This is a genomic window from Lysinibacillus sp. NPDC093216 (assembly GCF_050280325.1).
GTDB lineage: Bacteria > Bacillota > Bacilli > Bacillales_A > Planococcaceae > Lysinibacillus.
The window spans coordinates 1-23,879 of sequence record NZ_JBNNVB010000041.1 but is presented as its reverse complement, the minus strand read 5'-3'; the positions used below and the strand labels follow the sequence as shown (position 1 = coordinate 23,879).

Genomic DNA, 23,879 nt, shown 5'->3' with positions numbered 1-23,879 from the left:
CGGATATGGCTGCGGAGGACGTGGTGGATATGGTTGTGGTGGATATGGCTGCGGAGGACGCGGTGGATATGGTTGTGGCGGATATGGCTGCGGAGGACGCGGTGGATATGGTTGTGGCGGATATGGCTGCGGAGGACGTGGTGGATATGGTTGTGGCGGATATGGCTGCGGAGGACGTGGTGGATATGGTTGTGGCGGACGTGGTTGCGGAGGACGCGGTGGATATGGCTGCGAAGGTCGTGTCGGATATGGTGATGGGTTTAAAGATGGATATGGGCTACCAGAAGGCATGGTAGGGTGAAACGGAATGTTAACATCAAGATCTTCGGGATTAAATCCAGGATTGACCAATGAAACACACCTTTCTTCGTTTTTTCTTTTCTAACATATGCCTACTATTAGGATTGTCATAGGCACTAAACTAGACGAATGATTGATAAGGGTATAATTCATTAAAATATAAAATGTTATAAAAAATATCAAATTTAATTATAATAGAAGAAAATATCATTAAAGGATGTTTAAATAAATGACCATTATAAAAATCAAGAAAATAAAAGTACAAAATTTACGAAATGTACGTCATGGTGAAATTATGTTAGCGGTAAATTTTGAGACGTTTCTTAAGTCAAATGTTGTAGGCTTATACGGACAGAACGGTTCTGGAAAAACAACTATTGTTGATGCCTTTGGCTTGTTAAAGGCACTTATCTCCGGCTGGATCGCTGAAATTAAATTACCATCTCAGGAAAAGAAATTAATTATGGCAGGGGAGGATACAGCAAGTATTGAGTTCGAGTTTCTAGTAGAAAATCAATTTGGCACATTTTTTCTTAATTATTATGTAGAGTTACAAGAAGATGAAAACAGACTGTACACAACGGTTGAACGTGTAGCTTACAGAGAAAACGAGAAAGGGAAGCGTTCAAAGATTTTAATTAATGTTACAGAGGAAGACATACAACTACGTAAAGCAAATCTTTCTGATATGAATGAAAAAACGCGTATCCAATTACTAGTCACTCATCAATTAGCTAAAAAACAATATATGTCCTTTGTCTTTCACAAAGATATAAAGCCGTTATTACAAGACAGGTTGTCAGAGCTAGAAATGCAATTGCTTCATAATTTAGCAATAGATTTTAATCAGGATTTACATGTCGTTAATAATCAAAATATCGCACCATTATTTGAAGAGCGTAGTATGCCTTTTAGCATCCATCTCGAAAAAACTCGTGGTTCTATCCCTTACAATTTGAAGGGGCCAGCGTTATTGCAAGAGGACGCATTTTACGTGTTATGTGAAGTAATAGAGCAAAGTAATCAAGTATTATCAGCGATTATTCCAGGTCTGTCTATAAAGATTAATGTACTTACAAAACAAACTATGGATAATGGAGAAAAAGGAATTCGTTTTGAATTTTTATCGCAACGAGGGGATCGCGAATTACCGTTACGGACAGAGTCAGAAGGAATTTTGAAAATTATTTCTGTACTTAGTGTGCTCATTGCAGTTTATAATAACCCAAATGCTTGTATAGTAATAGATGAATTAGATTCGGGTGTTTTTGAATATTTGTTAGGCGAGTTGTTAACAGTGATTGATGAGGGCGGAAAAGGTCAACTTATTTTTACGTCTCATAATTTACGTGTGTTAGAGGTGCTAGCTATTAAAAACTTATGGTTTACGACAACGAATGAAGATCGTCGTTATATACAGCTAAAGGGTATTAAAGAGGTAAATAATGCTCGAGATGTTTATTTACGTGCAATTCAGTTGGGCGGGCAGGATGAAGATGTTTATAAGGAAACGAAGACATTTAAAATTAAGCGTGCCTTTAGAAAAGCGGGTGTCCAGCATGACTAAAAAAGTTCTTTTAATCATTGTAGAAGGGCATACAGAGCAAATTGTTTTAGAGGATTTTCTAGATGAACATTTTGCAAATTCAACGATTCGCTTCGATGTACAACGGGAGGATATTTTAACGAAATGGGATGCTAATAAACGGATACCTAATATTAAAAATAGTGTTACACGAGTGATTCAGAACTATTTGGAGAAGTATAAGTTTTTAGCGAAGGATTTAACCGCTGTCGTTCATATTACTGATGCAGACGGTTGTTTCATTGCCCCTGAATTTGTCAAGGTGAAGGAAGATATTGAGCAAAATTTATTCTATACAGAAGATGCAATATTAGTGAAATCAGAGAAGCGTAAGGAGCAAATCGAACAACGAAATGAAATGAAGGCGAATAATGCTAAAATCCTTATGGCAAATGATCATTTTAGCATTCATCGATTAAGAATACCGTATCAGCTATTCTATTTTTCTACAAACTTAGAGCATGTACTATGGAATGAACGTAATGAAGTAGCGACGGAAAAGGTGCAAAAGGCTGATGAATTTATGGAAAGATTATCGAGCTCCATAGAAGAATTTTTAAAAGAATATGTCCCAGTTAACCCAGAGCTTACGTATAAAGAAAAAATGAAAATGAGCTGGTCATTTTTAATGGAGGGCTGTAATTCATTACAGCGCGGAACGAATGTACCGTTATTATTTGAAATGATTAAATCAGATGTACAATAAAATTCCCTCCGATGTTCAGTGGAGGGCATAGATGGTGACTATCATTTCGATGAGATTAAGGTGTCATAGTATAGCTCTTCGGCAAAACGAGGGGTTGATTTCCGTTCCGACTGGGCGCTTTGTCGCTGACGCTTCGCTTTCGCACAGGGCAAAGCTTCCTGGGGGCGTCCGATGAGCCGCTTCACTCGCGATGCTCGCTCCAGGGTCTCGGGCCAACAGATGTTTTTTGCGCGAAAGCGTAGTGCTAACGTAGCGTCAGCAGCACCGATGTTGGTCACGAAGGCGTTATCACAGGACATGATGGTTTTAGCCTTCGTTCCTTTATTGCTGATCCCCAAGGAGTCGCCCAGTCTCCACTCCAATCAACCACTTCACTTAGCATGTCACTCTAATTTATAGGGAACTTCAGCAACAATTCTGTGCAAAAGCGTAGTGCTAGCAACAACAAATGTGCGAGTAGCCTGGGACGGAAATCACCTTTATTTAAAGAACCACAACATTCACAAAGAACTCTCTGACCATTTTGTTTTCAACACTATAAATGCCCTCCAAAACGGAGGGCATTGGAATTTAACAACTGGGGAGGGAAATCAACTAGCGACCGTTTTCGTTTATGCACAAATTTCTTTAGCGCGTTTGTTCATAGCTACGGATATGTCCTAGAATAGCAGGATCTTTAATTTTTGTATCTTCACTTAGCAGTAAAAGTTTTGACATAATTTCGGCTGTGCGTGGGTCGTCATCCACCATTGGTAAGAAAATGCGTCCACGGTGCTGAGATGGTACGGCGAGTATTGGAATCATTGATCCACCCACTTGATGAACAACACCACTACCTAAGTGCAATGAATAGCTTGCGAGTTTGCCTTCAATAAGTGCATGTTGTTTTTTTACTTCAACATTCGTTAGCTTTAATAACTTCGCTAATTCCTCCACAATGACACTACGCATATCAATTGTAGAATGGCTTGCTTCTGGATCGACACCACCAACATGTGCAACACTTACAACGAGGTCAATATCCCGCATCACTTCAGAGAATATCGTTGCAGGAATGTCATCTAATGCTATGTCTTTACCTGTTAAACGATTGTAGAAATAGACGCCCTCAATTGCTGGTGCTTCGATATCTGCTGGCGTAAACCAATCTGCTTGCGCATACAAGGAGGCAACGATGTTTTCCTTGTAATATACTTTTCGTGGTCCTTCATCATGACTAATTTGCCATCCTCGTGTTTTTAGAAGTGCAACCGTTTGAGACGGATTGACTTGATGTCCCGCATAGCGCAATGATCTTTTTTGCCATTTTTCATCCGCATTCATTACATACAGCTCGCGGAAAATTTGCTTAAATGGCTGTTTGATTTTTTGTTCAAACATAGAAGTTTGCCATTGTCGCCATTGACCGCTTTCAAGTAGGTGATACGGATGGGCAATCGTTAATGTTGCTGTCGGAGTAAGTGAAACTATTTCATCTGATAGTAGCTTAAGTCCATCCTCAGTTAGCAATCCGAAATGCCCTTCATTTTTAAAGACGAGTTTTTGAAGAAGCGGTGCTAAAATCGGATGCTCTAATAAATTGATCAGCTCTTCGGCAGAGAATTTAGTTTCAAGCTCCATCGCCTGTTCAAGTGCGGGGCGTGCTCGTTTATATTGCTCTAGCAATTCTTTTCGCGCCTGTTGTAACGCTAAAACTTGCTCTTGCTTTTTCAGAGCAGCAGGAATATTTTTTAGTCGTTTCCCGTCTTTTTCAACGATAATCGTAACATTTGCATCTTCTTCAATTTGTAAATGTGCAGTAATATGTTCAATCTGTTGTGTATGGAATAAATGTTTTATATCGGTAAAGGCTGATAGCTCCATACGCCATGTGAAGCGTGTTGTTTCGCCATCTCCTGCATTTCGCGCTAAATTTTCAAGCGCAATGCTAGCTGCACGTGCTTCGCTCGCACGACGCTGTGCTCCAAACTGTTTGCTGTCCTTTACAAATTGCTGGATAAATTGATAGCGAGTTAGTGCATCCTTTTGATCCGAATTTTTCAATGGAATCAGACCGAGTGCACGTAATTTATCTTTATTACGTTTATCACGAATTTCTTCCATTAACGGTTTTGGGCTAAGCTTACCTATAGCTGTATCTGCATAAAGCTGTGCCCGACGGTGGTTAGCTCCCTCCGATGCGTATTTTGCTGCATCATAGACGAGTTTGAATTGTTTAGCACCTAGTGTTTGATAGGCACTTTGGAACCAAGCTAAATCAAAGGCACCATCACGGAAATCGTCAGCAGTAATATTTGAGAAAAGGGCAATCTGATCTTTAGCAAAATCCGATAAATAGTCGGTTGTATGGGCGATAAAGTACCAAGCTGATTCTTTTAATCCTTCCCAGCCAATTACTTCACTAACAAGGTCTATCCAATGCTGGTTATACATCATTGCTTCAATTAGGCGCTCTTTTGAAATATCTGTTTTTTTCCATGCATTTTTTAATTGCTGTGCATTTTCATCTTTTTTAGGATAGCAGCTTGCAAGGAGACGAGAGAAAACATCCTTCTTCGTTTCAGCCTGCCAAATATAGCCGCGAGCAAGCTTTTCACCATCAAGTGCTTGTAAAATTTTTAAGAAATAATCAATACCCTCGAAATAGGAAATGCTTCTAGTGAGCTCTGTTACTGCTGTAGGAATATCACCGCGCATAAGCTCTATTTCTAAAATTCGATCAATGGCCTGCTCACGAACAGCAAAGAATTTCGATAAGTCTTCAAATGACTCTTTATAATGTTCTATTAATTTGTTTGGAGCAACCAACATCTCAGACGCTAGCGTATCTGTAAAGATGGCTTCAAATAAATGATCCTGAGTGAATAAACCTACATTAAAAGCATCTAAATATTGGTATAATTTTAGAGAGTAAATACTCGGGCTATATTGCTCTTTCTGCATCCTCCTTGATAACTCTTCATTGATGGCCAGCATTTTGACAAATTCACCGTAAGTCTTATAGGCTAAGAAACATCGATCAACAAAGGTATCAATAACATCTAAATCTACTAATGATGAAGTAGAGCGATAAAAATAGTCCTTATCTCGTACCTCTAACTTCCACTGCTCAGCAGGTATTTGTGTTAACAGCTGAAGCATAATACCGATTGCTTGCTCAAAAGCGTTAAATTCTGGCGAATGCTCTTCAAGTAATGTGACAGCCTTTTTATGAAGCTCCTGCTCTCCAACAATATTATTTAAATCAAGAGTAAGGACAGTGAAAATTTGTTTCATTGTTCGCTGATATTTTAATGCTTGGAACTTAGTAACGAGACCTTTTATTTCTACATAATTAAAGAATGGAGTGATTAAGGTTTGTGCTGCTTCGCTCAGTTCATGTGCTGCAGGATGTTCAGATAGATTGTTATAAAAGTTAAAATAGGCTAAATCCTCTACACTGAATTTGGACGTCTTTATCCACTGGAGAATGTCATCTGGTATCGGATATACATCAAGACTTGCGTTTCGATTATTTTCTGCTTTTGATGCAACGACATTAAATGTTTGTCCTAATGTTGTTGTGATTGGCGTATCATCCCATTGATATTGATATGTCTCATACTCATATTGGGCATTAGCATCTAATAGTTGAATGAGCTGCTCGAGCTTTAATATAAGCTTCTCTATATCATAATCAAAGAATTTTTCTAGTGGCATTGTTTCTTGTAAATATAAAGGAACTAGTTGCTGCCATGCTTCCATGCCATTCATCTTTATATCTGTTTTTGAAATGCTGTCATATTGAATAGGAGGGTGTGGCGTATATAAACCAAAGCCATTGTCCTCGTTATATTCTGGTACATCACTAGTTAACAATTGATCTAACAACACTTGCTCAGTTTTTGTTATTTTTGGAAGCTGGTCGCATAATGCTGTTATTTCCTCGCTAGTTAGGTGATATTCTTTAGAGGCCTCTAACAACAATTCTAGCCCTCCAAGTCGCTTCAACTGCTTCTTGTCCTGAATAAGTCGCTCAGCGCTTTGCAATATTTTCTCCTGCGGCTGTAGCTTTAAGAGGGAAATAGCTTCCTTTCGAAGTGAACCTGATTTATTCGCTAAAAGGTCCTCAATTTTTAAAATTTCATCGTCTGTAAGTGTTAGTGATTGTATCTTTTTCAATGCAAGGGAACGATTAATGGAGCTTCGATCTCGTAAAGCGCTAAATAGAAAATCACGTTTTCCTTGCGTAGTAATATCAAGACAATAAATATTAAGAAGGCCGATTCTACTTGTAGGAGAGTAAGAATCTGCATTCGAAATAATACGTTGAAATAGCTCTTCATCTTGTAAATGATTGGCCAAAATTATTTGTGTGGAAATTAAATCTTCTAATGACAAGTGTGCATAGACGAATGATAAAGGTTTTCCTGCAATCGTAATACCATCTTTCGTAAGTTCACCCTTTGCCCATTCAAGCTGTTCAAATAGAAGGTATTCAATGCCTTGCAGTTGGGTATTTTCCTGCAAGAACTTTTGTATATCTGTAATCCAATCGTTAGCCCAAGCATATTCACTATTAATATAGTTATTTGCGTTTAGGAAATTCCCCCAAGCAAATGTAAATAGCTCAATATCCTTTGTTGTTAAAATGAGACCCTTAACAAACGGAGCAGTGAAGGAAACTTTCCCTAGATTTTTCAAAAATGCGAGCGTTGTCAACTGGATATGCTTTTCGCGTTGTAACAACTCTGGCAAAATAGTATCGAGCTTCGAATAATCCTTCGTTGAAATTGTCCATAGTGCTACGTAAATATCAATCGTTCGTTCACTTTTTAATAGCTCTAGTGTGAAATAATCGTCTTCAATTGCTCGAATCGCTAATGACAATACTTCCTCTGTTACTTTTTGATTTTCAAAGCTATTATAGCCAAGCCCCATCCAAGTATCGACTGCGCGAATAACTGAGGAGAAACGAGTTAGCTGATGCTCCTGAATAAGCTTCATAATGGTAAGCTGTGCCTCTAATGTGCCATGATCAATATTTTCAACAATGGCTTGGCGTAGTCCCTCTTGACGTGCAGCAGCAACTAATAGTTTACCGAGTGCCTCATGTAGGCGAGTATTTGTTGATTTGAAAATCCCTCTTATTAGTGGATATCCAAAAAAACTGCCTTGATGCTCGTCAAATAATATATGTTCAACGGCTTCTTCCATAGCAGGATTTTCTAATGACAGTTCTTCAGCAAGCATTTGTTCAAAAACATTAAAAGGCATTACCTTCATATTTTCATTTTTAACCACAAAGCAGCTGTAATTAGGGTATGAACCATGCTCATATTGATTTTGATTCATCAATAATTCCTGTAGATTCATTTCTTCAAATGTCAGCATTTCTACAATTAATTGTAAGCATTGAAAAAGGTGGTCCTGTACGGAATGTGTAGATCGAAATGACCTACGCATAATGTCAGTCTGAAACATTGTTGTATCGTAACGTAATATCAATTTCTTAATAGTTTGAGCACGTTCTTGCGATGAAAATAGTGTTAGTACATCGAAAAGGGTTCCTGTAAATAGCTCCTCAAGTGTCGTGATCTCCAAATCAGCAATTTGCTGTTTAATGGAAAAATCACGATCATCCATATATTGAAGTAATGCTGTAGCCATTGGTTGAATGGCTTTTGGTGCAGTATCTATTTTACTTTGGAATTGGTTTTTTTGATCGTTTGATAGTGTCATGGAAATCCTCCTTACCAAATTCGTCCTGCTAGCATTGTCAGTTTAATAAACGTAAAAACATCATCTTCTCGTATTGCTAAAGGTTCATTAAGTGAATTTAATTGTTCTTCGTTCTGTAATACTAAAAAAAGTTCGTCTTCAAAGGCTTGAAGAACTGTGGATATTGCTTGATCAACAGACTGCGTAGAGGCATTTTTTTTCTCACCAAAATGTACTTTGCCATGCAGCGCTGCATCCTCTAACTGCTGATCAGTTATATAAATATGAAGCGGATTATCCACCGTCTTTTCGTTATAATTATGAACCTCTTGTGTGACGAGTTGCTTAAGTAAATCTTTTAAAGTATGGACAGGCTCTTCAATAGTGAATGGGATCTTTTGAAGTTTACGCGATTTTTTGCCGATCATTTTTTGTTGGTAAAATAAACGCAACCTAACACCTCCTTACAGTAATTTCATTATACAAGAGAGTAAACGGTGAAAAGAATGAGGCGTTTTACGCTAGTTGTGTAAAAGAAAAATTGGGAAAAGGGTAACAAATAATTTGTTGCGACGACTTATTAGGGAGTGTAGAAAGTGGGGTGAAGTTTTGCATCATGATATTTCAAAAATAGAACATTTGTACGATTTCTATTATCGTGATGTGTATCATTTTGCGCTGTATTATACAAATTGCAAACAAGAGGCAGAGAATATTACGCAAGAAATGTTTTTTTAAGCGATGAAGAAGTTAGACAATTGAAAGGATAAAGATAAAGTGAAAATTTGGATCTTATCAATTGCAAGAAATACAGCAGTGGATATACATAGAAGGAAGAAAATAAAGCATCTATTTTATTATTTATAAACCTTTGTCGAACGTGTCATAAATATTATAAGAAAATCAAAGAAGGTTCATTCGCTAGAATAAGCGGCGAATCCTTTTGTGTTTTAGGGAATCTATTCTTATTGAGCACTGACATCTTTTCATTTCCTAATTCATAAGCTTTACAGGTGTGATTTTATCAAGCTAGAAGGAGGCACTGACATTCAAATACATGTTGTACGGGCAGGGGAGTCCTTATGGGGAATTGCGCAGGCATATGGGACAACAGTTCAAAATATTGTAGATGCCAATCAAATTCCTGAACCAAACCGATTAGTTATAGGGCAAGCTCTTGTAATACCGATTGTCGGAAATTTCTATTATGTGCAGTCAGGAGATAGTCTATATTCAATCGGCCAACGCTTTGGCATTAATTATTTAACACTTGCTCAGGTGAACAATATTAGTCCGAGTCAACCGTTATCGATTGGTATGCGACTTTATATTCCACCTCAACCAAAAACAAGAGCTGAAACATTGGCATATTTAGAGCCGAGAGGGACATTCGTTAGTGAGGCATTACTAAGTCAAGCAAGAGAAGCGGGTCCATTTTTAACTTATCTAGCTTTATTTAGCTATGAGGCAAGGCGAGATGGAACGCTTAAGGTACCACCGAGTCAAGGTGTAGCGCAAATTGCAAATGATACAGGTGCTTCTCTAGCAATGGTTGTCTCAAATTTGGAGAATTTTAGTTTTAGCGGTGATTTAGCGAGAGATATTTTTCAAAGTACAGCAGTACAGGATTTGCTCTTTAATAATATTCTTGAAGAAGCAAAGCGTTTAGGAACCGTTAAAGATATTCATTTTGATTTTGAAAATTTGCCAGGCGATCAACGACAGGCGTATAACAACTTTTTAAGGAGAGCGGTGAGTCGATTCCATCCTCAGGGATATACCGTATCGACAGCGCTAGCTCCGAAAACAAGTGCTAGTGAGCGAGGTCCGTGGACGGAGGGGCATGATTATAAAGCACATGGAGAAATAGTGGATTTTGTTATGTTAATGACTTATGAATGGGGCTATTCTGCAGGGCCACCTATGGCAGTATCGCCACTTCCAGAGGTAGAAGCGGTTGTTAAATATGCAGTAAGTGAGATACCTCGGAACAAAATTATACTTGGACAGAATTTGTATGGGTATAACTGGACATTGCCTTTTGTACAGGGGGGTCCTAATGCAGAAGCGGTTAGTCCACAAAGAGCAATCGAGATTGCTAAGAAATATAATGCTGCTATTCAGTTTGATTTAAGATCTCAAGCACCGTTCTTTGAATATTATGATGAGCAAGGTAAAGCACATGTGGTGTGGTTCGAAGACGCCAGATCCATTCAAGCGAAGTTCGATTTAATCAAACGGTACAGACTCCGAGGAGTAGGCTATTGGAAGTTGGGTCTACCATTCCCTCAAAATTGGTTATTAATTGGGGCAAATTTTGATGTAGTAAAGAAATAAGAATCTTAGGGAGCAATCAAATAATTTCGCCTTAGCGTAATTGCCGCTGACGCTTCGCTTTCGCGCAGAAAAGATATGTTGCTGTCGCTTCGCTTTCGCACAGAAAAGATATGTTAAATGAAGATAAGATAGCTCTATGTCTATTCTATTTTCTAATAAACATAAATAATCTGAAAATGTCATATCTATTTATGGTAATCTATACTATAATTATGGTAAATAATAATCCAGGAGGGATATTTTGGGAAAATTTAAAAAGTTAGGTATCATACTAACGTCTACTGCATTTTCTGTTAGTGTACTTTCACCAATGGCACAAGCTTCGGCTAATGTAAAAGAACCACAAGAGAGAGTTGCAATTCAAGTTTCTTCAACAGAAACAAAAGTAACAAAAAGTATGCTTATTAAGCAATTGAATACAATATTCCCAGACAAGTTCAATTTTGTAACAGAGAAAGATTTCTCAATGGGGGAAGCGCATTACTATAATGATGACAAAACGATACGCTATGAATTGAACTTTAATAAGACAATCAATGGCAAAGACGTTTCTGGTGATTTTACTTTTAAAGGCGAAGATTTGGAATTAGAAAACTTCTACTATCAGCCTGTCAATATAGCGGAAGCATTGTACCCAGTGAAGTATTCAGAGGGTGAAGCAAAGAAAGTTGCTCAAGACTTCCTAAAGAAATTGCCGAGCACTGCGAATTACAAGCTTCGTGAAGACAATAGATATAGCGACTTTGGTTTTAGTTTTAGTAGACCTTTATCCGAACCAATTTCGTATTCATTCATGTACTCGCCTACACACAATGGTGTGTCACTTAGTAATGAGTTTATCAATATTACAGTTCTAGCAAATGGTGAAGTTACAAGTATGTATCGTTATACTGAGCCAACTAGCAAGGCAACATTTGATAACTTAGATCAGAAAAAGAATGAGTCAGACATCCTTGCACAGGTTCGCGAAAATCTATCAGTTGATTTACGTTATATAGTTGACTATAACTACCAAACAGGCGAAGGTATTGCTAAGCTTGCGTATATGCCACCAACAAGCTTTAATGGTGTACATGCAATAAATGGGCAGTGGAAAACAATGAATGGTTTCACTTCTCAAGTACCGAAGGCAAAAGGTGTAGAAAAACTTGTATCGCAACCACTTGCACCTAAAAAAAATGGTATTACATTAGCAGAAGTTGAAGAGTTAGCTAAGTCTATTTTAAAAGTTGATTCAGACAAAGCAAAGCTACAAATTCATTCGGTTAATGAAAGAGAAAACGAAAATGGCGAAACAATTTATGATGTGAATTATATGTATGATCTCGGTAATTACGGCACAGGCAGTTCACTTGAAGTGAACAAGGCAACAGGTGAGATTACAAACTTCTGGGATACAAGTAGAGAATTCATGCAGACAGATGATAAAGTAGAACCAATTTCAAAAGATGCTGCATTAACAAAAGCAATAGACTATTTAAAAGAGTGGGTTCCGTCATATATTCATAACTATTCAAAACCAATAGAAGATGCAGTATATGATAAAGACAGCAAACAGTATTACTTCTCTTTCCCACGTATTGTCAATGGCATTGCCGTAGTAGGGGATGAAATTTCCGTTGGGATCAGTGGAGATGGGAAATTAAGTGCTTTACATGTTAGTAATCGTAAGATTGATGATTGGCCGTCTGTAAACAAAGCTATTCCTGCTGATAAAGCAAAAGCAATGTTCAATGAGGGGCTAAAATTGGAGCTACAGTATGCAAAACAGGATGGCGAGGATAATCACCACTATGATTTAGTATACTCTCCGGTTTATAATGGAAGCTTGTTCAATATTCTTGATGCAACAACTGGTGAATGGCTTCTAAAAGTTGATGATTCTAAAGAAAAACCAGCCATTTCACATCCAACAGCTGGAGGAGAATTAACTTATTTATTACGCCAAAACGTGTTAGAGGTTAAAGACCCAGCTAACTTTAATGCTGATACAGCCGTAACAAAGGGAGAAGCTTTGAAAATTTTAGTTAAATCATTATCATACGGATATGATTTCGGTCCGTATGGAAGAGATAACGATAAGCAATCCTTCGATAATATTGACAAAAAGCATCCATTATACGGAATCGTTGAACAAGCAGTAAGAATGGGCATTTTACAACCGGCGGATCAATTTGCTGTAGATACAGCATTGACTCGTCAAGAGCTTGCCGAATGGTTAGTTCGTGTATTAAATTTAGAGAGTGCTGCTAAGCATAGTGACATTTACAAATTAAACTTTACTGATGCAAGCTCAATTGACCCAGCGTACGCAGGTTATGTTGCTTTAGCGAGTGCAATGGGACTAATTGATGGACAGCAAAATAAATTCAATGCTACTGAGAAAGTGACATATGCGGATTTGGCTGTATCTACAGTTCGTCTAGCAAAGGCTGCCTTTGAACAAAACAGCAGCGGTCGTCATTACTATTATTAATCGATAATTTATACGTGAAAAGGCATCCTCTAATTTTTGGGGATGCCTTTTTTGTGATTACAGTAAAAAGGTTGCTGATTAGTAGCTTATATGTTACTATTATCTCGAATTAAAGATAAATGAATTCGAAGTAAATAGAAAGAGGGAGTCGTATGAAGGAAGACAATCGTAATTTAAAAGCTTTTACGGTCTTGTTCCGAGCATATCAAACGATTCAAGATGCAACAAAGAGAGATTTACTTCAATACGATTTAAATCAAACGGAATTTTCGGTACTTGAGTTTTTATATCATCATGGTGAGCAACCAATCCAAGTGATTGGAAAGAGAATTTTAATCGCAAGTAGTAGCATTACGTATGTAATTGATAAGCTCGAACAAAAAGGTTTTGTGTATCGACGTGCTTGCCCGAAGGATCGTCGTGTCACGTATGTTTTATTAACATATGAAGGGCAAACGTTGATGGAAGAAATATTTCCGAAGCATGAACAAAAAATTAACGAGATTTTTGAAGTATTAGATCAACAGGAGATGGACACAATGACTCTGTCTCTGAAAAAGGTTGGTTTGAACGCAGTTAATAAATAAAAAATTTTACGTATATATCTCGAAATCGAGATAAATAGGAGGAACATAAAATGAATCATTTAAAAGGAATTCACCACGTTACCGCTATTACAAGTAGTGCGGAAGAGAATTATAAATTTTTTACTTATGTGTTAGGGATGCGATTAGTGAAAAAAACGGTTAATCAGGATGATATTCAAACATATCATTTATTTTTTGCAGATGATAAAGGTAGCGCTGGCACCGATATGACATTTTTTGATTTTCCAAACATTCCAAAAGGTGTGCATGGAACAAATGAAATTTCCAAAACTTCATTCCGCGTGCCAACAGATGCGGCATTGGATTATTGGGTAAAACGTTTCGATCGATTAAACGTTAAACATTCAGGTATTAAAGAGCAATTTGGAAAGAAAACTTTATCTTTCATTGATTTTGACGATCAGCAATATCAACTTATTTCTGATGAAAACAATACAGGTGTTGCATCAGGCACTCCATGGCAAGATGGACCGATTCCTCTTGAATATGCAATTACAGGCTTAGGTCCGGTTTTTGTAAGAGTTGCTAATTTTAAATATTTCAAAGAGATGCTAGAAAAAGTGATGCTCTTTACAGAAATTGCTGAAGAAGGGGATTTCCATCTGTTTGAAGTTGGTGAAGGTGGGAACGGTGCACAAATCGTTGTAGAACTTAACACAGTTTTACCAGTCGCTCGTCAAGGCTTCGGTACAGTACATCATGCTGCATTCCGCGTAGAGGATCGAGCTGTACTAAATGAATGGACTGAACGATTTGAAAGCTTTGGCTTCCATACTTCAGGTTACGTAAATCGTCACTTCTTTGAATCACTTTATGCACGAGTAGCACCACAAATTTTATTTGAGCTAGCTACTGATGGCCCAGGATTTATGGGTGATGAGCCTTATGAAACTTTAGGTGAAAAATTGTCGTTGCCACCATTTTTAGAGCCAAAACGTGCACAAATTGAAGAACTTGTCCGTCCAATTGACACTGTAAGAAGTACGATTACGTTCGATAAAGAATAGGAGTAATACTTTTTATTCCAATCAGACTACTGATTGGAAATTACATACTCTTGGGGGTTAGTAGATGGAATTTGCAAAGCTAATAGATAAGCGCCGATCAGCAAATAACTTTATAGAGGGCATCAAGATGAGCGAAGAAGATATACGTCCCATTTTGGAGGATGTTAAGCTAGCTCCATCCGCCTTTAATTTACAACATGCCGATTATATCGTCGTATTAGATGAAGAAAAAAAAGAAAAAGTAAGAGAAGCAGCATACGGGCAATATAAAGTGCACTCAGCCTCAGCGGTTATCCTTGTTTTAGGAGATAAAGAAGCCTATAAAAATACTGCTAACCTTAATCAAGGGATGGTAGACTTAGGCATTATTAATGCATGTGAATTAGAAAATATCGTTAATGAAAACGCAAAATTTTATGAAGAACGTGGCGAGGAATTTATGAAGGAGGAAGCCATTCGTAACGCTTCACTTTCAGCTATGTTATTTATGCTGGCAGCCAAAAATCGTGGATGGGATACATGTCCAATGATCGGCTTTGATCAACAACAAATGAGAGCTCTTTTTAATGTTCCAGAAACATATGAAATTGCACTAATGATTACTATAGGTAAGGAAAAAGAAGATAGTCGCCGTTTACGTGGTTATCGTAAACCAGTTGAAGAATTTGCAACCTATTATTAGGGCAGTATAAAATAAAACTGTTAACAAATAATAAAATGAATGCACATTTAGGAGGAAACAACGTGAAAGTAGTAGCAATCGTAGGTAGTATCCGTAAAGAATCTTATAATATGCAATTAGCGAAATTTGTTCAAAAGCGTTATGCAGAGAAAATTGATCTTGAAATATTAAGTTTGAACGATTTACCAATGTATAATCAAGATATCGAAAATGAAGCACCGCAAACAGTATTAGATTTTAAAGCAAAAGTAAAAGCGGCAGATGCAGTATTATGGTTAACGCCAGAATATAATGGTACAGTGCCAGGTGTTATGGTTAACGCTATCGATTGGTTATCTCGTGTTGATAAAGTAATGATTGGCAAGCCATCATTCATGATGGGGGCATCAATGGGTAACTTAGGTACCGTTAAGGCACAATTACATTTGAGAGATATTTTATTTTCACCTGGAGTAAATTCACCATTACTTAGTGGTAATGATGTTTATATTGGAGCAGTACACTCTAAATTTGATACAGAAGGCAATTTAACAGATGAAGGTACTATCAAATTCCTTGATGTAGTTATTGCTAACTTCTTAAACTGGATGAAAAAATACGTTTAAAAATAAAAAATGCCCCATAAGTATAACAATATACTTATGGGGTATTTTTGGGTTTATTGGGTTTAAGCTAGCGGTTAATGGAGCACATGAGAATCGGCTCATCGGACGCCCATGAGAAAGCGCCCAGTCTGGACGGAAATCAACCCCTATGGTGATAAGCTTTTATTTAATCGGAATTATTTTTAACACTTTTTGAAGGCGGTATGCAAATATACCTGCAAATATAGCTAAAATAATATCCTTTGGCAAAGGAGGCATCATCCAAAGCCATGCTAACTTATAAGTGAAAGCATCAGGAGCACTAGCCCATAACTTGTAGGCAAAGTACATCCAATTCGTTCCTAGTAAGTAATTAATAGCTGTTGCAACTAATGCAGCAACTACATAGCTTTTCTTCGTTCCACTACGTTCTACAATAAGCCCCGCGACAAATGCAGCTAATATGTAAGAAACAATGAAACCAAAAGTAGGGCTTATAATTTGACCAAATCCTCCGTAGAAACGAGCAAATACAGGTGCACCTGCTAAACCTATGCACATATAAACAGTACAAGCGAGTGCCCCTTTTCTACTACCAAGAATAAGTCCTGCTAAAATAGCAAAAAAGGTTTGCAATGTTATAGGTACGCCACCAATCATCATGAAAGGTACTATAGACGTGATATTAGCTCCTATCATCAGCAATGTTGAAAATAGTCCAATGTATGCAAGATCGACTGTTCTTAATTTGTGATGCGTGTGTACTGGAATTGTTGTCATTATTTCACCCCTAAAAAGTAATGTTGATAATAATAGTGTAAAAAAATAAACATTTTGTGTCAACCCGTTAAAAATAATAGTTAACACAAAATATTTATCCTGCTTAATTGTTATTTATAGACTACCGATTAAAATATATGATAGAAACGAATGGTGATGGTACGACTTTTTGTACAATGTGACACTTAAAAGAGAAGTCGATGCAAAGCCGAGGCTGTCTCGAACTGTAAACGAGGAGTTGTTCTATGGTGATTTCGCCCTCTGGAAAGCGCCCAGTCGGAACGGAGATCAACCTCTCACTTTGCCAAAAAGTCATACTAGGCTTTAGCACTCACTCACTCACTCACTCACAATACTTTGAATTAAAATAGAATAAATTAAGATACTGCTTTTAATCCTGCCACACCAATGATAATGGCGATGATACTAATAATTCGAGTCAGGTTTTTAGATTCACCAAAGAATATAATATTCACGAGAACAGCACCAACTGTACCAATACCAACCCAAACGACATAGGCGATGCTTAACTGTAAATAGTTAAAGGATGCATATAATAGTACAAAGGACATCCCAAAGCCGCCTAGATATATTAATAAATTTCGTATGTTTTTTTCCTGACTATAATAGCGTAAACCAACAACACCGACAATTTCTGAAATTGCAGCTAATAAAACAAGTATCCAACCCATTATGCATTAGCTCCTTTCTCTTCAACATGATCTTTTGAAGGGTTATCAGCTAAATTAAGACCAATAACACCCAGTACTAAAATAAACATGAAAATTCCTTTAATAGCATTAAACTCACCGTCAAAAATAAAAATGTCCATTAATGTAGTACCAATTGTACCGACCCCAGCAAAAGTTGCGTAAACCGTTCCTGTAGGTAGGTTTTCGCAAGCCTTCGATAAGAAGTGGAAATCCAATGCAATTAGGGACACAATAATAGCCCAATGCCACCAGGAATCGGCAACATTAAAACCGAATATCCAAAACAATTCAAACAAACTAGTTAATCCAACATAAATCCAATCTTTTTGCATAGTTAAATTCCTTTCTATCACTATGACTGACGTTCAGTCATTTTCAACTTAAAAGAGAACGTCACTTATGCGTGACGTAAATCGAGTGCATGATGTAAAAAGTCGAGGAGCTCAAGCTTTTGAAGTCTAATTGTTTCTTCTTCACTGTCGTCATACAAATAAATTTGTTCAGCGGCAGATTCTACTAAACCGATTATAAGTTTAGAAGAACGAGTAGTATTTAGAGAAGCGCGTATCGTTCCTTGTTGTTGAGCTTCAGCTAAGAAATGATTCATCCATTCGTAATAGGGAGCATATATATTTTCCCATTCTTTCATATGCTCAGTTTGTGTAATACCGGCATAGATAAGTGCAAATACATCTCGATATTCCTCTGTTAGAGAAAAAACAATATCTACTACTTTTTCTAGTTGCTTTGCAAAAGGCTCCTGTTTTGAAATCCCATCGTTAATAGCAGCAATAATTTTCTCAACCATAACCTTTGCAATGGCTGGCATAACTGAAAGACGTGATGGGAAATAAAGATAAAATGTCCCTTGCGCGATACCTGCAGCTTTTACGATGTCTGAAACCTTTGTCTTCTCAATTCCTTTTTCACGGAAAACTTCAATTGCAGCATGAATTATTTTCTCTTCTTTTGACATGAAATCCCTCGCTTTTGTCCTACTTATTTAATATGTTACAAAATAGCTGAAACAAAGTCAAAGAATAATGACTGACAATCAGTCATTGTTTTTCTGTGTATATATGTTTTTTATTTGGGGAACTTTATTCGTGAAAGGATTGATGAAAATGGAAGAGATAAAGATTGCACAATTAAATCAACAACAGCTTGAAAAACTTAATGAGCTAGAAAAGAACATGGGAGTGACATTAGTGGCCTATGATTCTTCGACAATGCCAGGACAGGGCTCAGGTGCTTTCGAATCAAACAATAGTACTAACAGCAATCATCCATCATAATTAAGAATAAAATGCCTTGCAGCAATGTGAGGCTTTTTTATGTCATCTAAAAATAGGAGGGAGACAATGATGCAAGATTTCTATGCAGATTTACATATTCATATTGGACGTACTTTAAGTGGGCGTGCTGTTAAAATTACTGGCAGTAAAACGTTAACGTTAGCAAAAATTTTAGAGACTTCAAGTGCAAGAAAGGGACTAGATATTATCGGGATTATTGATTGCCATTCACCAGAAGTAATGGATGAAATGGCAGAGATGATAGAACAAGGAGAACTGAAGGAGCTAGAACAGGGAGGGCTTCGTTTTCAAGATACAACACTTATTCCAGGTACTGAAATGGAGATTTATGATCATCATTGCCTTGGACCGATCCATGTCCTGGCCTATTTTCCAACACTTCTGCTTATGAGGGAATTTTCAAATTGGATGTCTAATCATATGAAAAATATTCATTTAAGCTCTCAGCGAATTTATTGTGATGGTCGAACATTACAGCAAAAGGTTCATGAATTAGGTGGACTTTTTATTCCTGCTCATGTTTTTACCCCATTTAAAAGTTTGTTCGGTAAAGGCGTACATCATAGTTTAACGGAAGTATTTGACCCTCAGCTTATAGATGCGATAGAGCTTGGTTTGAGCTCCGATACTGAAATGGTGAGTAACATTAAAGAGCTGCAAGCATATACATTTGTCAGCAACTCTGATGCTCATTCACTTGGAAAAATTGCACGTGAGTATCAAAAATTAAGACTATCTCATGCAAATTTTACAGAATTAAAGATGGCGCTTCATGAACAGCAAGATCGAGTAGTAACAGCCAATTATGGCTTAAATCCTTTACTTGGTAAATACCACGAGACTGTCTGCGCGAAATGTGGTGAGCAGCTTAGCAATTCGGCAACAATCTGTACAAACTGTGAAAGTACGCAAATTATTAAAGGAGTTGCAACACGCATTAAGGAACTTTCAGAGCAAGTTACAGATAAACGTGCACGACCACCATATATTCACCAAGTACCACTAGACTTTATTCCAGGATTAGGGCCAAAAATGATGGAACGATTAGTACAAGCATTTGGTACAGAGATGAACATCTTGCATCGAGTTACGCTAGAACAACTCGAACAAATCGTGCCGCACAAAATTGCCAAGATGATCGATTTAGCAAGAACAGGGCAATTGGCAATTGAAGTTGGTGGTGGCGGTATTTATGGGAAAGTTCAACTAGAGTAAAACACGATTTTTAGCTCATCATCAAAAGTTGTGGATGACATTTGTTAAAACGTAGGTAGTAATTTGATGACTGGACGCTCCCAGGAAAGCGCCCAGTCGGAACGGAAATCAACCATACGTTATGATAAAAATCTCAATTTGCCTTATTTAACCCATTTTTATCCTATTTATATTAAAATAGTAATTAGTGAAAATTGGAGGAGTGGGTGTATGCAATTATCAAAGAAATTTCGGTTTTTAGCGGCTAGCGTTCTGGCATTACAGTTAGTAGTACCGATAAGTGTAAATGCTGAGGAACAAAGAGACTACATAGCGCCAAGTTGGGTAGTTCAAGCGGATTATGTAGCACTGGGAGATTCCTTAGCACATGGTATGAATGACGTTGGTATCATCGGATTAGGTTACACAGATTTTGTTGCACAAGCTTTACAGCAAGATGGTTTCATCGCTTCTTATAATAAAGGATTTGCATATTCAGGCTATACAACGAAAAATATATTAGAAGATATACAAAATAATGTGGAAAAGCCAGTGGTAGGATTCGGTTATCAAAGTGAGAAGGTAAAGCTTCACACATCTATTAAAGAGGCTGAGATTATTACTCTTACCGCTGGCGCCAATGATATAATACCTATTTTAAAAGAGTCTCAGACAACTGGCATTAATGCAGCAGCGATGTTAAAAGCTTCCCAAGAGGCAATAAAAAATATTGCTACTATTTTAGAAGAAGTGAAGAAGCTTAATCCGAATGCTCAAGTTTATGTAATGGGTTATTATAATTCATTTCCGTACTATAGTGAGGATTTACAGACACAATTTAAAATGCTATTAAAGGTTATGAATGCGACGATAAAAACAACTGCTGAAAAAGCGGGTGCCGTTTTTGTACCGACATACGATATTGTAGCAAAAGATATTCCAAGCTATTTACCAAATCCTGAAAATATCCATTTAAGTGAAGCTGGCTATTTAGCAGTAGCGAACGAGGCATTTTTACCAGCGATTAAAGCAAGTTCTTTATGGGATGTATCAAAGTTTATTCAAACAAATATGAAAGATCGTACAACTGTAAAAATAAGCTGGCAGGAAGCGAGAGATAATATAGGTGTCACTAGTTACAACGTATATGTAAATGGAAAACTAACATTTACACAAAATGCTGAGACAACGGCGATAACCTTGGATAATTTAACAGAGAATACAGCATACACGGTAGCTGTTAAAGCGGTTGATGCAGCTGGTAATGAAAGTGTTCAAAGTCCATCAGTTACTTTTACTACAAAGAGAACTTTAAGCTTTACCGATATAGAAAATCATTGGGCAAAGGAGTATATTCTGAAGGCCGCTGAAGAAGGTATTATGAAAGGTTATGCAGATGGTACGTTTAGACCTGAGCAAAATGTTACTCGTGCACAGGCTGCTACGATGCTTGTTAGAAGCCTGGGTTTAACGACGAAGGAACAGGCACCATTTTCAGACATCGCAAGCTATGATGTTGGAACCCAGTCAGAAATTGCAGCAGCTTATGCGTATGGGCTAATTAAGGGAACGGATGGTAATTTTAATCCAGGACAGCCAGTTACTCGCGCTCAATTAGCATTAATGATTAATCGTGCTTATGAACATCAACAAAAGCAACCTTATGCTGTGAAAGGAAAAGCACCATTCTCAGATATTGCCTCTTACAATGAAGAAACAAAACATGCAATAACGATGTTGTATGAACAAGGTATTATTATAGGTAGTGAAGGAAAGTATTTACCAGAGGCTCCAACAAAGCGTAGTCATGCAGCGAAAATATTTATAAATTTTAAAAATCTATTAAAGAAGTAAAATAATTTAAGGTAGGGATAGTAAATTGAAACCTCTACCTTTTGACGTTTATATATGTTATTTTTATTGCGATGAATATCTAGTACAAGTTAGGGGCTCACATCAAAAGTTGGAGATGGCAATTATTAAAATATATACCAAGTGTATAAGTTGATTGGAGTGAAGGCTGGGCGACTCCTCGGGGATAAGCGGCTCATTGGACGCTCCCAGGAAGCTTTGCTCTGCGCGAAAGCGAAGCGACAGGAGAATGCGATGCTGTTATTTATTTTATCTGCGAAAAGATTGTTAGTAGGCATGTGGAAGTCATTCAAGCGTCCACAATTTCTATCTTTGTTTACAACATTATTTTTTATCATTCTTTCAGGGACAATGTTTTATAAAGGAACGGAAGGCTGGTATTGGCTTGATGCCATGTATTTTGCAGTAGTGAGTTTAATTCCCACAGGCGTTGAGACGGGACTGTATCCTACTAGTGATTTTTCAAAGATATTTACGATGATTTATTTAACTTCTTTCAGCAAGTCTCCCACCTCAATTGTTGGTGAAACGAATGCGGGTTTAAGTTACTTCTCAGTGGGTGTACAATCAACCGCTGAAAGAAGTTAAAAGCCTCCGGCGGATGTCACGGAAATCGGAAAGGAGTTCTTTGTACAAGCACAAAGCCGATTCCGGACACAATTATGCCGAGGCATAATTGATTTATTGGGACAGGCGTCATGTTTATTACGCTATTAATGCTCGGCCGATCAATAGTCGATTTTACAATTGAGGAAGAAAAGAAAGAACAAGCAAAAAAACGTCTTAAAAAATAAAAAGAGGGTGGGACAAAACCCTCTTCTGAAAACTAATAAGCCGTTGGAATTTTACGACGTGTAAAATCAGCAATGTAACTTCTATTCGTCGGAATTAAGTTCACCCACACTAGATGTGAAAAAAACCAATAAAAAAGCAATGACCCTTTTTTATAGTTATGATGTAATGACTATAAAAACATAATAACCAACCAAAAGATCATTGCTATGGATAACATTATTTGCTTACAACTAAAGGTTTATAAACTTTCTTGTCAAACAAATACATAATATGGCTAAGTACCAAGAAAAATAATATAAGGCCACCGATGTAGACAAGGGATTTTGCTCCTACCCTGTCATAGTCAAAGAAAAAGTAAGCATAATGTACTGGTTTCCCATCAATTGACGATATATTGTACACATATCCCATTAGACCTGTGATAGTAGCAAATGCCACATATGAGAGCGGGTATATCAAAACATAATATACATCTCGGTATTTTAAATGATTAGATTCTGTAAATAGAAAATAATCTACAAGGCAAAGAATAGGTGTAATCAAATGTACTGCAAGATTATCAAATTTCCAAAGATAAAAACTTCCACCCATTGTAAAGGTAGTAGGAGCAAGAAGCACCCAATAAACGATAAGTGTTAAAAGTAAATCAATTACACATACCATTTCAAAGCGTGGAAAATAGCCAGCACTTCCCGTCTTACCATCATTTATCAATCCCTTAACTGTACGTATAGTAAGTATACTAAACAAGATCAGTGCTAAAAAATTGCTTTGGATAGTATAGTACATAATTGTCTTAAAATTCATATTGCCCGATAGGATGCCCATACGTGATAATAAACCATATAATACAAAAAGAAGGCTACCTATTCTAAATAATAATGCTATAACTCTATTACGTATCATACGATTCCTCCTAATCTATATTAATATCATTTCATCTTAAATTTTTAAATTATAGCATTTTAGCGAAAAAAATGTCAAATATTTACCTTTCTTCGGATTTATTTGTAATTTTAGATTGATTGTTACTATTCAGCTTTAATGATATAAGGCCTAGCGTCACTTAATAGGTCTTCCCCTTGATCTGTAATGACCTTAAAACTCCAAAATATGACGCATGTTAAAGTCTGACTACTCCCACAGCTAAAGCAGTGGGGTTCTTATGTACTTAAGAGAAGCGTTACAAAGCTCTCCACAGATGGTGTTGCCATGTCCTGTGTA

At 37.1% G+C, this 23,879-nt stretch carries 20 protein-coding genes; 13 read left to right on the top strand and 7 right to left on the bottom strand.

Features of this window, described 5'->3' with window-relative positions; translation table 11 throughout:
• The 3 genes from ACQKOG_RS25585 to ACQKOG_RS25575 all read left to right on the top strand — a co-directional run.
• On the top strand, positions 1 to 301 hold a 301-nt coding region (locus tag ACQKOG_RS25585; RefSeq protein ID WP_427448490.1), incomplete at its 5' end, for a hypothetical protein.
• 228 nt (positions 302 to 529) lie between these two features.
• A complete protein-coding gene (locus ACQKOG_RS25580) occupies positions 530 to 1,867 on the top strand; it encodes an AAA family ATPase (RefSeq protein ID WP_370083173.1) in 1,338 nt (445 codons plus the stop codon).
• Positions 1,860 to 2,591, top strand: a complete 732-nt coding sequence (locus tag ACQKOG_RS25575; protein WP_427448489.1) for a hypothetical protein — start codon at positions 1,860 to 1,862, stop codon at positions 2,589 to 2,591. The genes ACQKOG_RS25580 and ACQKOG_RS25575 overlap by 8 nt, the downstream gene beginning before the upstream one ends.
• 627 nt (positions 2,592 to 3,218) lie before the next feature.
• Here ACQKOG_RS25575 and ACQKOG_RS25570 read toward each other — a convergent pair.
• On the bottom strand, positions 3,219 to 8,312 hold the full coding sequence (locus ACQKOG_RS25570) for a DUF4132 domain-containing protein (RefSeq protein ID WP_427448488.1): 5,094 nt from the start codon (positions 8,310 to 8,312) through the stop codon (positions 3,219 to 3,221).
• A gap of 11 nt (positions 8,313 to 8,323) precedes the next feature.
• The gene (locus ACQKOG_RS25565) at positions 8,324 to 8,743 is read right to left on the bottom strand and encodes a hypothetical protein (protein WP_415733225.1); all 420 of its coding nucleotides are present in this window, start codon (positions 8,741 to 8,743) and stop codon (positions 8,324 to 8,326) included.
• A 712-nt stretch (positions 8,744 to 9,455) separates the two neighbouring features.
• Between ACQKOG_RS25565 and ACQKOG_RS25560 the strand changes: the two genes are divergently transcribed.
• The 6 genes from ACQKOG_RS25560 to ACQKOG_RS25535 all read left to right on the top strand — a co-directional run bounded on the left by ACQKOG_RS25560 (position 9,456) and on the right by ACQKOG_RS25535 (position 16,006).
• Positions 9,456 to 10,628, top strand: a complete 1,173-nt coding sequence (locus ACQKOG_RS25560) for a glycosyl hydrolase family 18 protein (protein ID WP_415733231.1) — start codon at positions 9,456 to 9,458, stop codon at positions 10,626 to 10,628.
• A gap of 241 nt (positions 10,629 to 10,869) precedes the next feature.
• Positions 10,870 to 13,104 (top strand): YcdB/YcdC domain-containing protein, encoded by a 2,235-nt coding sequence (locus tag ACQKOG_RS25555; RefSeq protein ID WP_427448487.1) that lies wholly within the window; start codon positions 10,870 to 10,872, stop codon positions 13,102 to 13,104.
• Positions 13,105 to 13,256: 152 nt separating this feature from the next.
• Positions 13,257 to 13,691: a MarR family winged helix-turn-helix transcriptional regulator gene (locus ACQKOG_RS25550; RefSeq protein ID WP_370083161.1), complete on the top strand. Its 435-nt coding sequence runs from the start codon at positions 13,257 to 13,259 to the stop codon at positions 13,689 to 13,691.
• Positions 13,692 to 13,741: 50 nt separating this feature from the next.
• The gene (locus ACQKOG_RS25545) at positions 13,742 to 14,719 is read left to right on the top strand and encodes a ring-cleaving dioxygenase (RefSeq protein ID WP_402874773.1); all 978 of its coding nucleotides are present in this window, start codon (positions 13,742 to 13,744) and stop codon (positions 14,717 to 14,719) included.
• A gap of 64 nt (positions 14,720 to 14,783) precedes the next feature.
• Positions 14,784 to 15,401, top strand: a complete 618-nt coding sequence (locus ACQKOG_RS25540) for a nitroreductase family protein (protein WP_370083157.1) — start codon at positions 14,784 to 14,786, stop codon at positions 15,399 to 15,401.
• 62 nt (positions 15,402 to 15,463) lie between these two features.
• Positions 15,464 to 16,006, top strand: a complete 543-nt coding sequence (locus ACQKOG_RS25535; protein ID WP_427448486.1) for an NADPH-dependent FMN reductase — start codon at positions 15,464 to 15,466, stop codon at positions 16,004 to 16,006.
• A gap of 162 nt (positions 16,007 to 16,168) precedes the next feature.
• Here the strand turns inward: ACQKOG_RS25535 and ACQKOG_RS25530 are convergent, their stop codons facing one another.
• The 4 genes from ACQKOG_RS25530 to ACQKOG_RS25515 form a co-directional block, all read right to left on the bottom strand.
• Entirely contained in the window at positions 16,169 to 16,765 is a 597-nt protein-coding gene (locus tag ACQKOG_RS25530) for a biotin transporter BioY (RefSeq protein ID WP_427448485.1), read from the bottom strand.
• 377 nt (positions 16,766 to 17,142) lie between these two features.
• Entirely contained in the window at positions 17,143 to 17,457 is a 315-nt protein-coding gene (locus tag ACQKOG_RS25525) for a DMT family transporter (protein ID WP_370083151.1), read from the bottom strand.
• Positions 17,457 to 17,810, bottom strand: a complete 354-nt coding sequence (locus ACQKOG_RS25520) for a DMT family transporter (RefSeq protein ID WP_370083149.1) — start codon at positions 17,808 to 17,810, stop codon at positions 17,457 to 17,459. The genes ACQKOG_RS25525 and ACQKOG_RS25520 overlap by 1 nt, the downstream gene beginning before the upstream one ends.
• A 65-nt stretch (positions 17,811 to 17,875) precedes the next feature.
• A complete protein-coding gene (locus ACQKOG_RS25515) occupies positions 17,876 to 18,454 on the bottom strand; it encodes a TetR family transcriptional regulator (protein WP_370083147.1) in 579 nt (192 codons plus the stop codon).
• 148 nt (positions 18,455 to 18,602) lie between these two features.
• Here ACQKOG_RS25515 and ACQKOG_RS25510 point away from each other — a divergent pair, with 148 nt between their 5' ends.
• The 4 genes from ACQKOG_RS25510 to ACQKOG_RS25495 all read left to right on the top strand — a co-directional run bounded on the left by ACQKOG_RS25510 (position 18,603) and on the right by ACQKOG_RS25495 (position 22,448).
• Entirely contained in the window at positions 18,603 to 18,773 is a 171-nt protein-coding gene (locus ACQKOG_RS25510) for a hypothetical protein (protein ID WP_427448484.1), read from the top strand.
• 69 nt (positions 18,774 to 18,842) lie between these two features.
• A complete protein-coding gene (locus ACQKOG_RS25505) occupies positions 18,843 to 20,009 on the top strand; it encodes an endonuclease Q family protein (protein ID WP_427448492.1) in 1,167 nt (388 codons plus the stop codon).
• 210 nt (positions 20,010 to 20,219) lie between these two features.
• On the top strand, positions 20,220 to 21,842 hold the full coding sequence (locus ACQKOG_RS25500) for an S-layer homology domain-containing protein (protein WP_427448483.1): 1,623 nt from the start codon (positions 20,220 to 20,222) through the stop codon (positions 21,840 to 21,842).
• Positions 21,843 to 22,094: 252 nt separating this feature from the next.
• Positions 22,095 to 22,448, top strand: a complete 354-nt coding sequence (locus ACQKOG_RS25495; RefSeq protein WP_427448482.1) for a two pore domain potassium channel family protein — start codon at positions 22,095 to 22,097, stop codon at positions 22,446 to 22,448.
• Between the two features lie 423 nt (positions 22,449 to 22,871).
• On the opposite strand, the gene ACQKOG_RS25490 is transcribed toward ACQKOG_RS25495, so the two are convergent.
• Positions 22,872 to 23,561 carry a Pr6Pr family membrane protein gene (locus tag ACQKOG_RS25490; protein WP_370083140.1) on the bottom strand — a complete coding sequence of 230 codons (690 nt, stop codon included), beginning with the start codon at positions 23,559 to 23,561 and terminating at the stop codon, positions 22,872 to 22,874.
• Positions 23,562 to 23,879 lie beyond the last annotated feature (318 nt).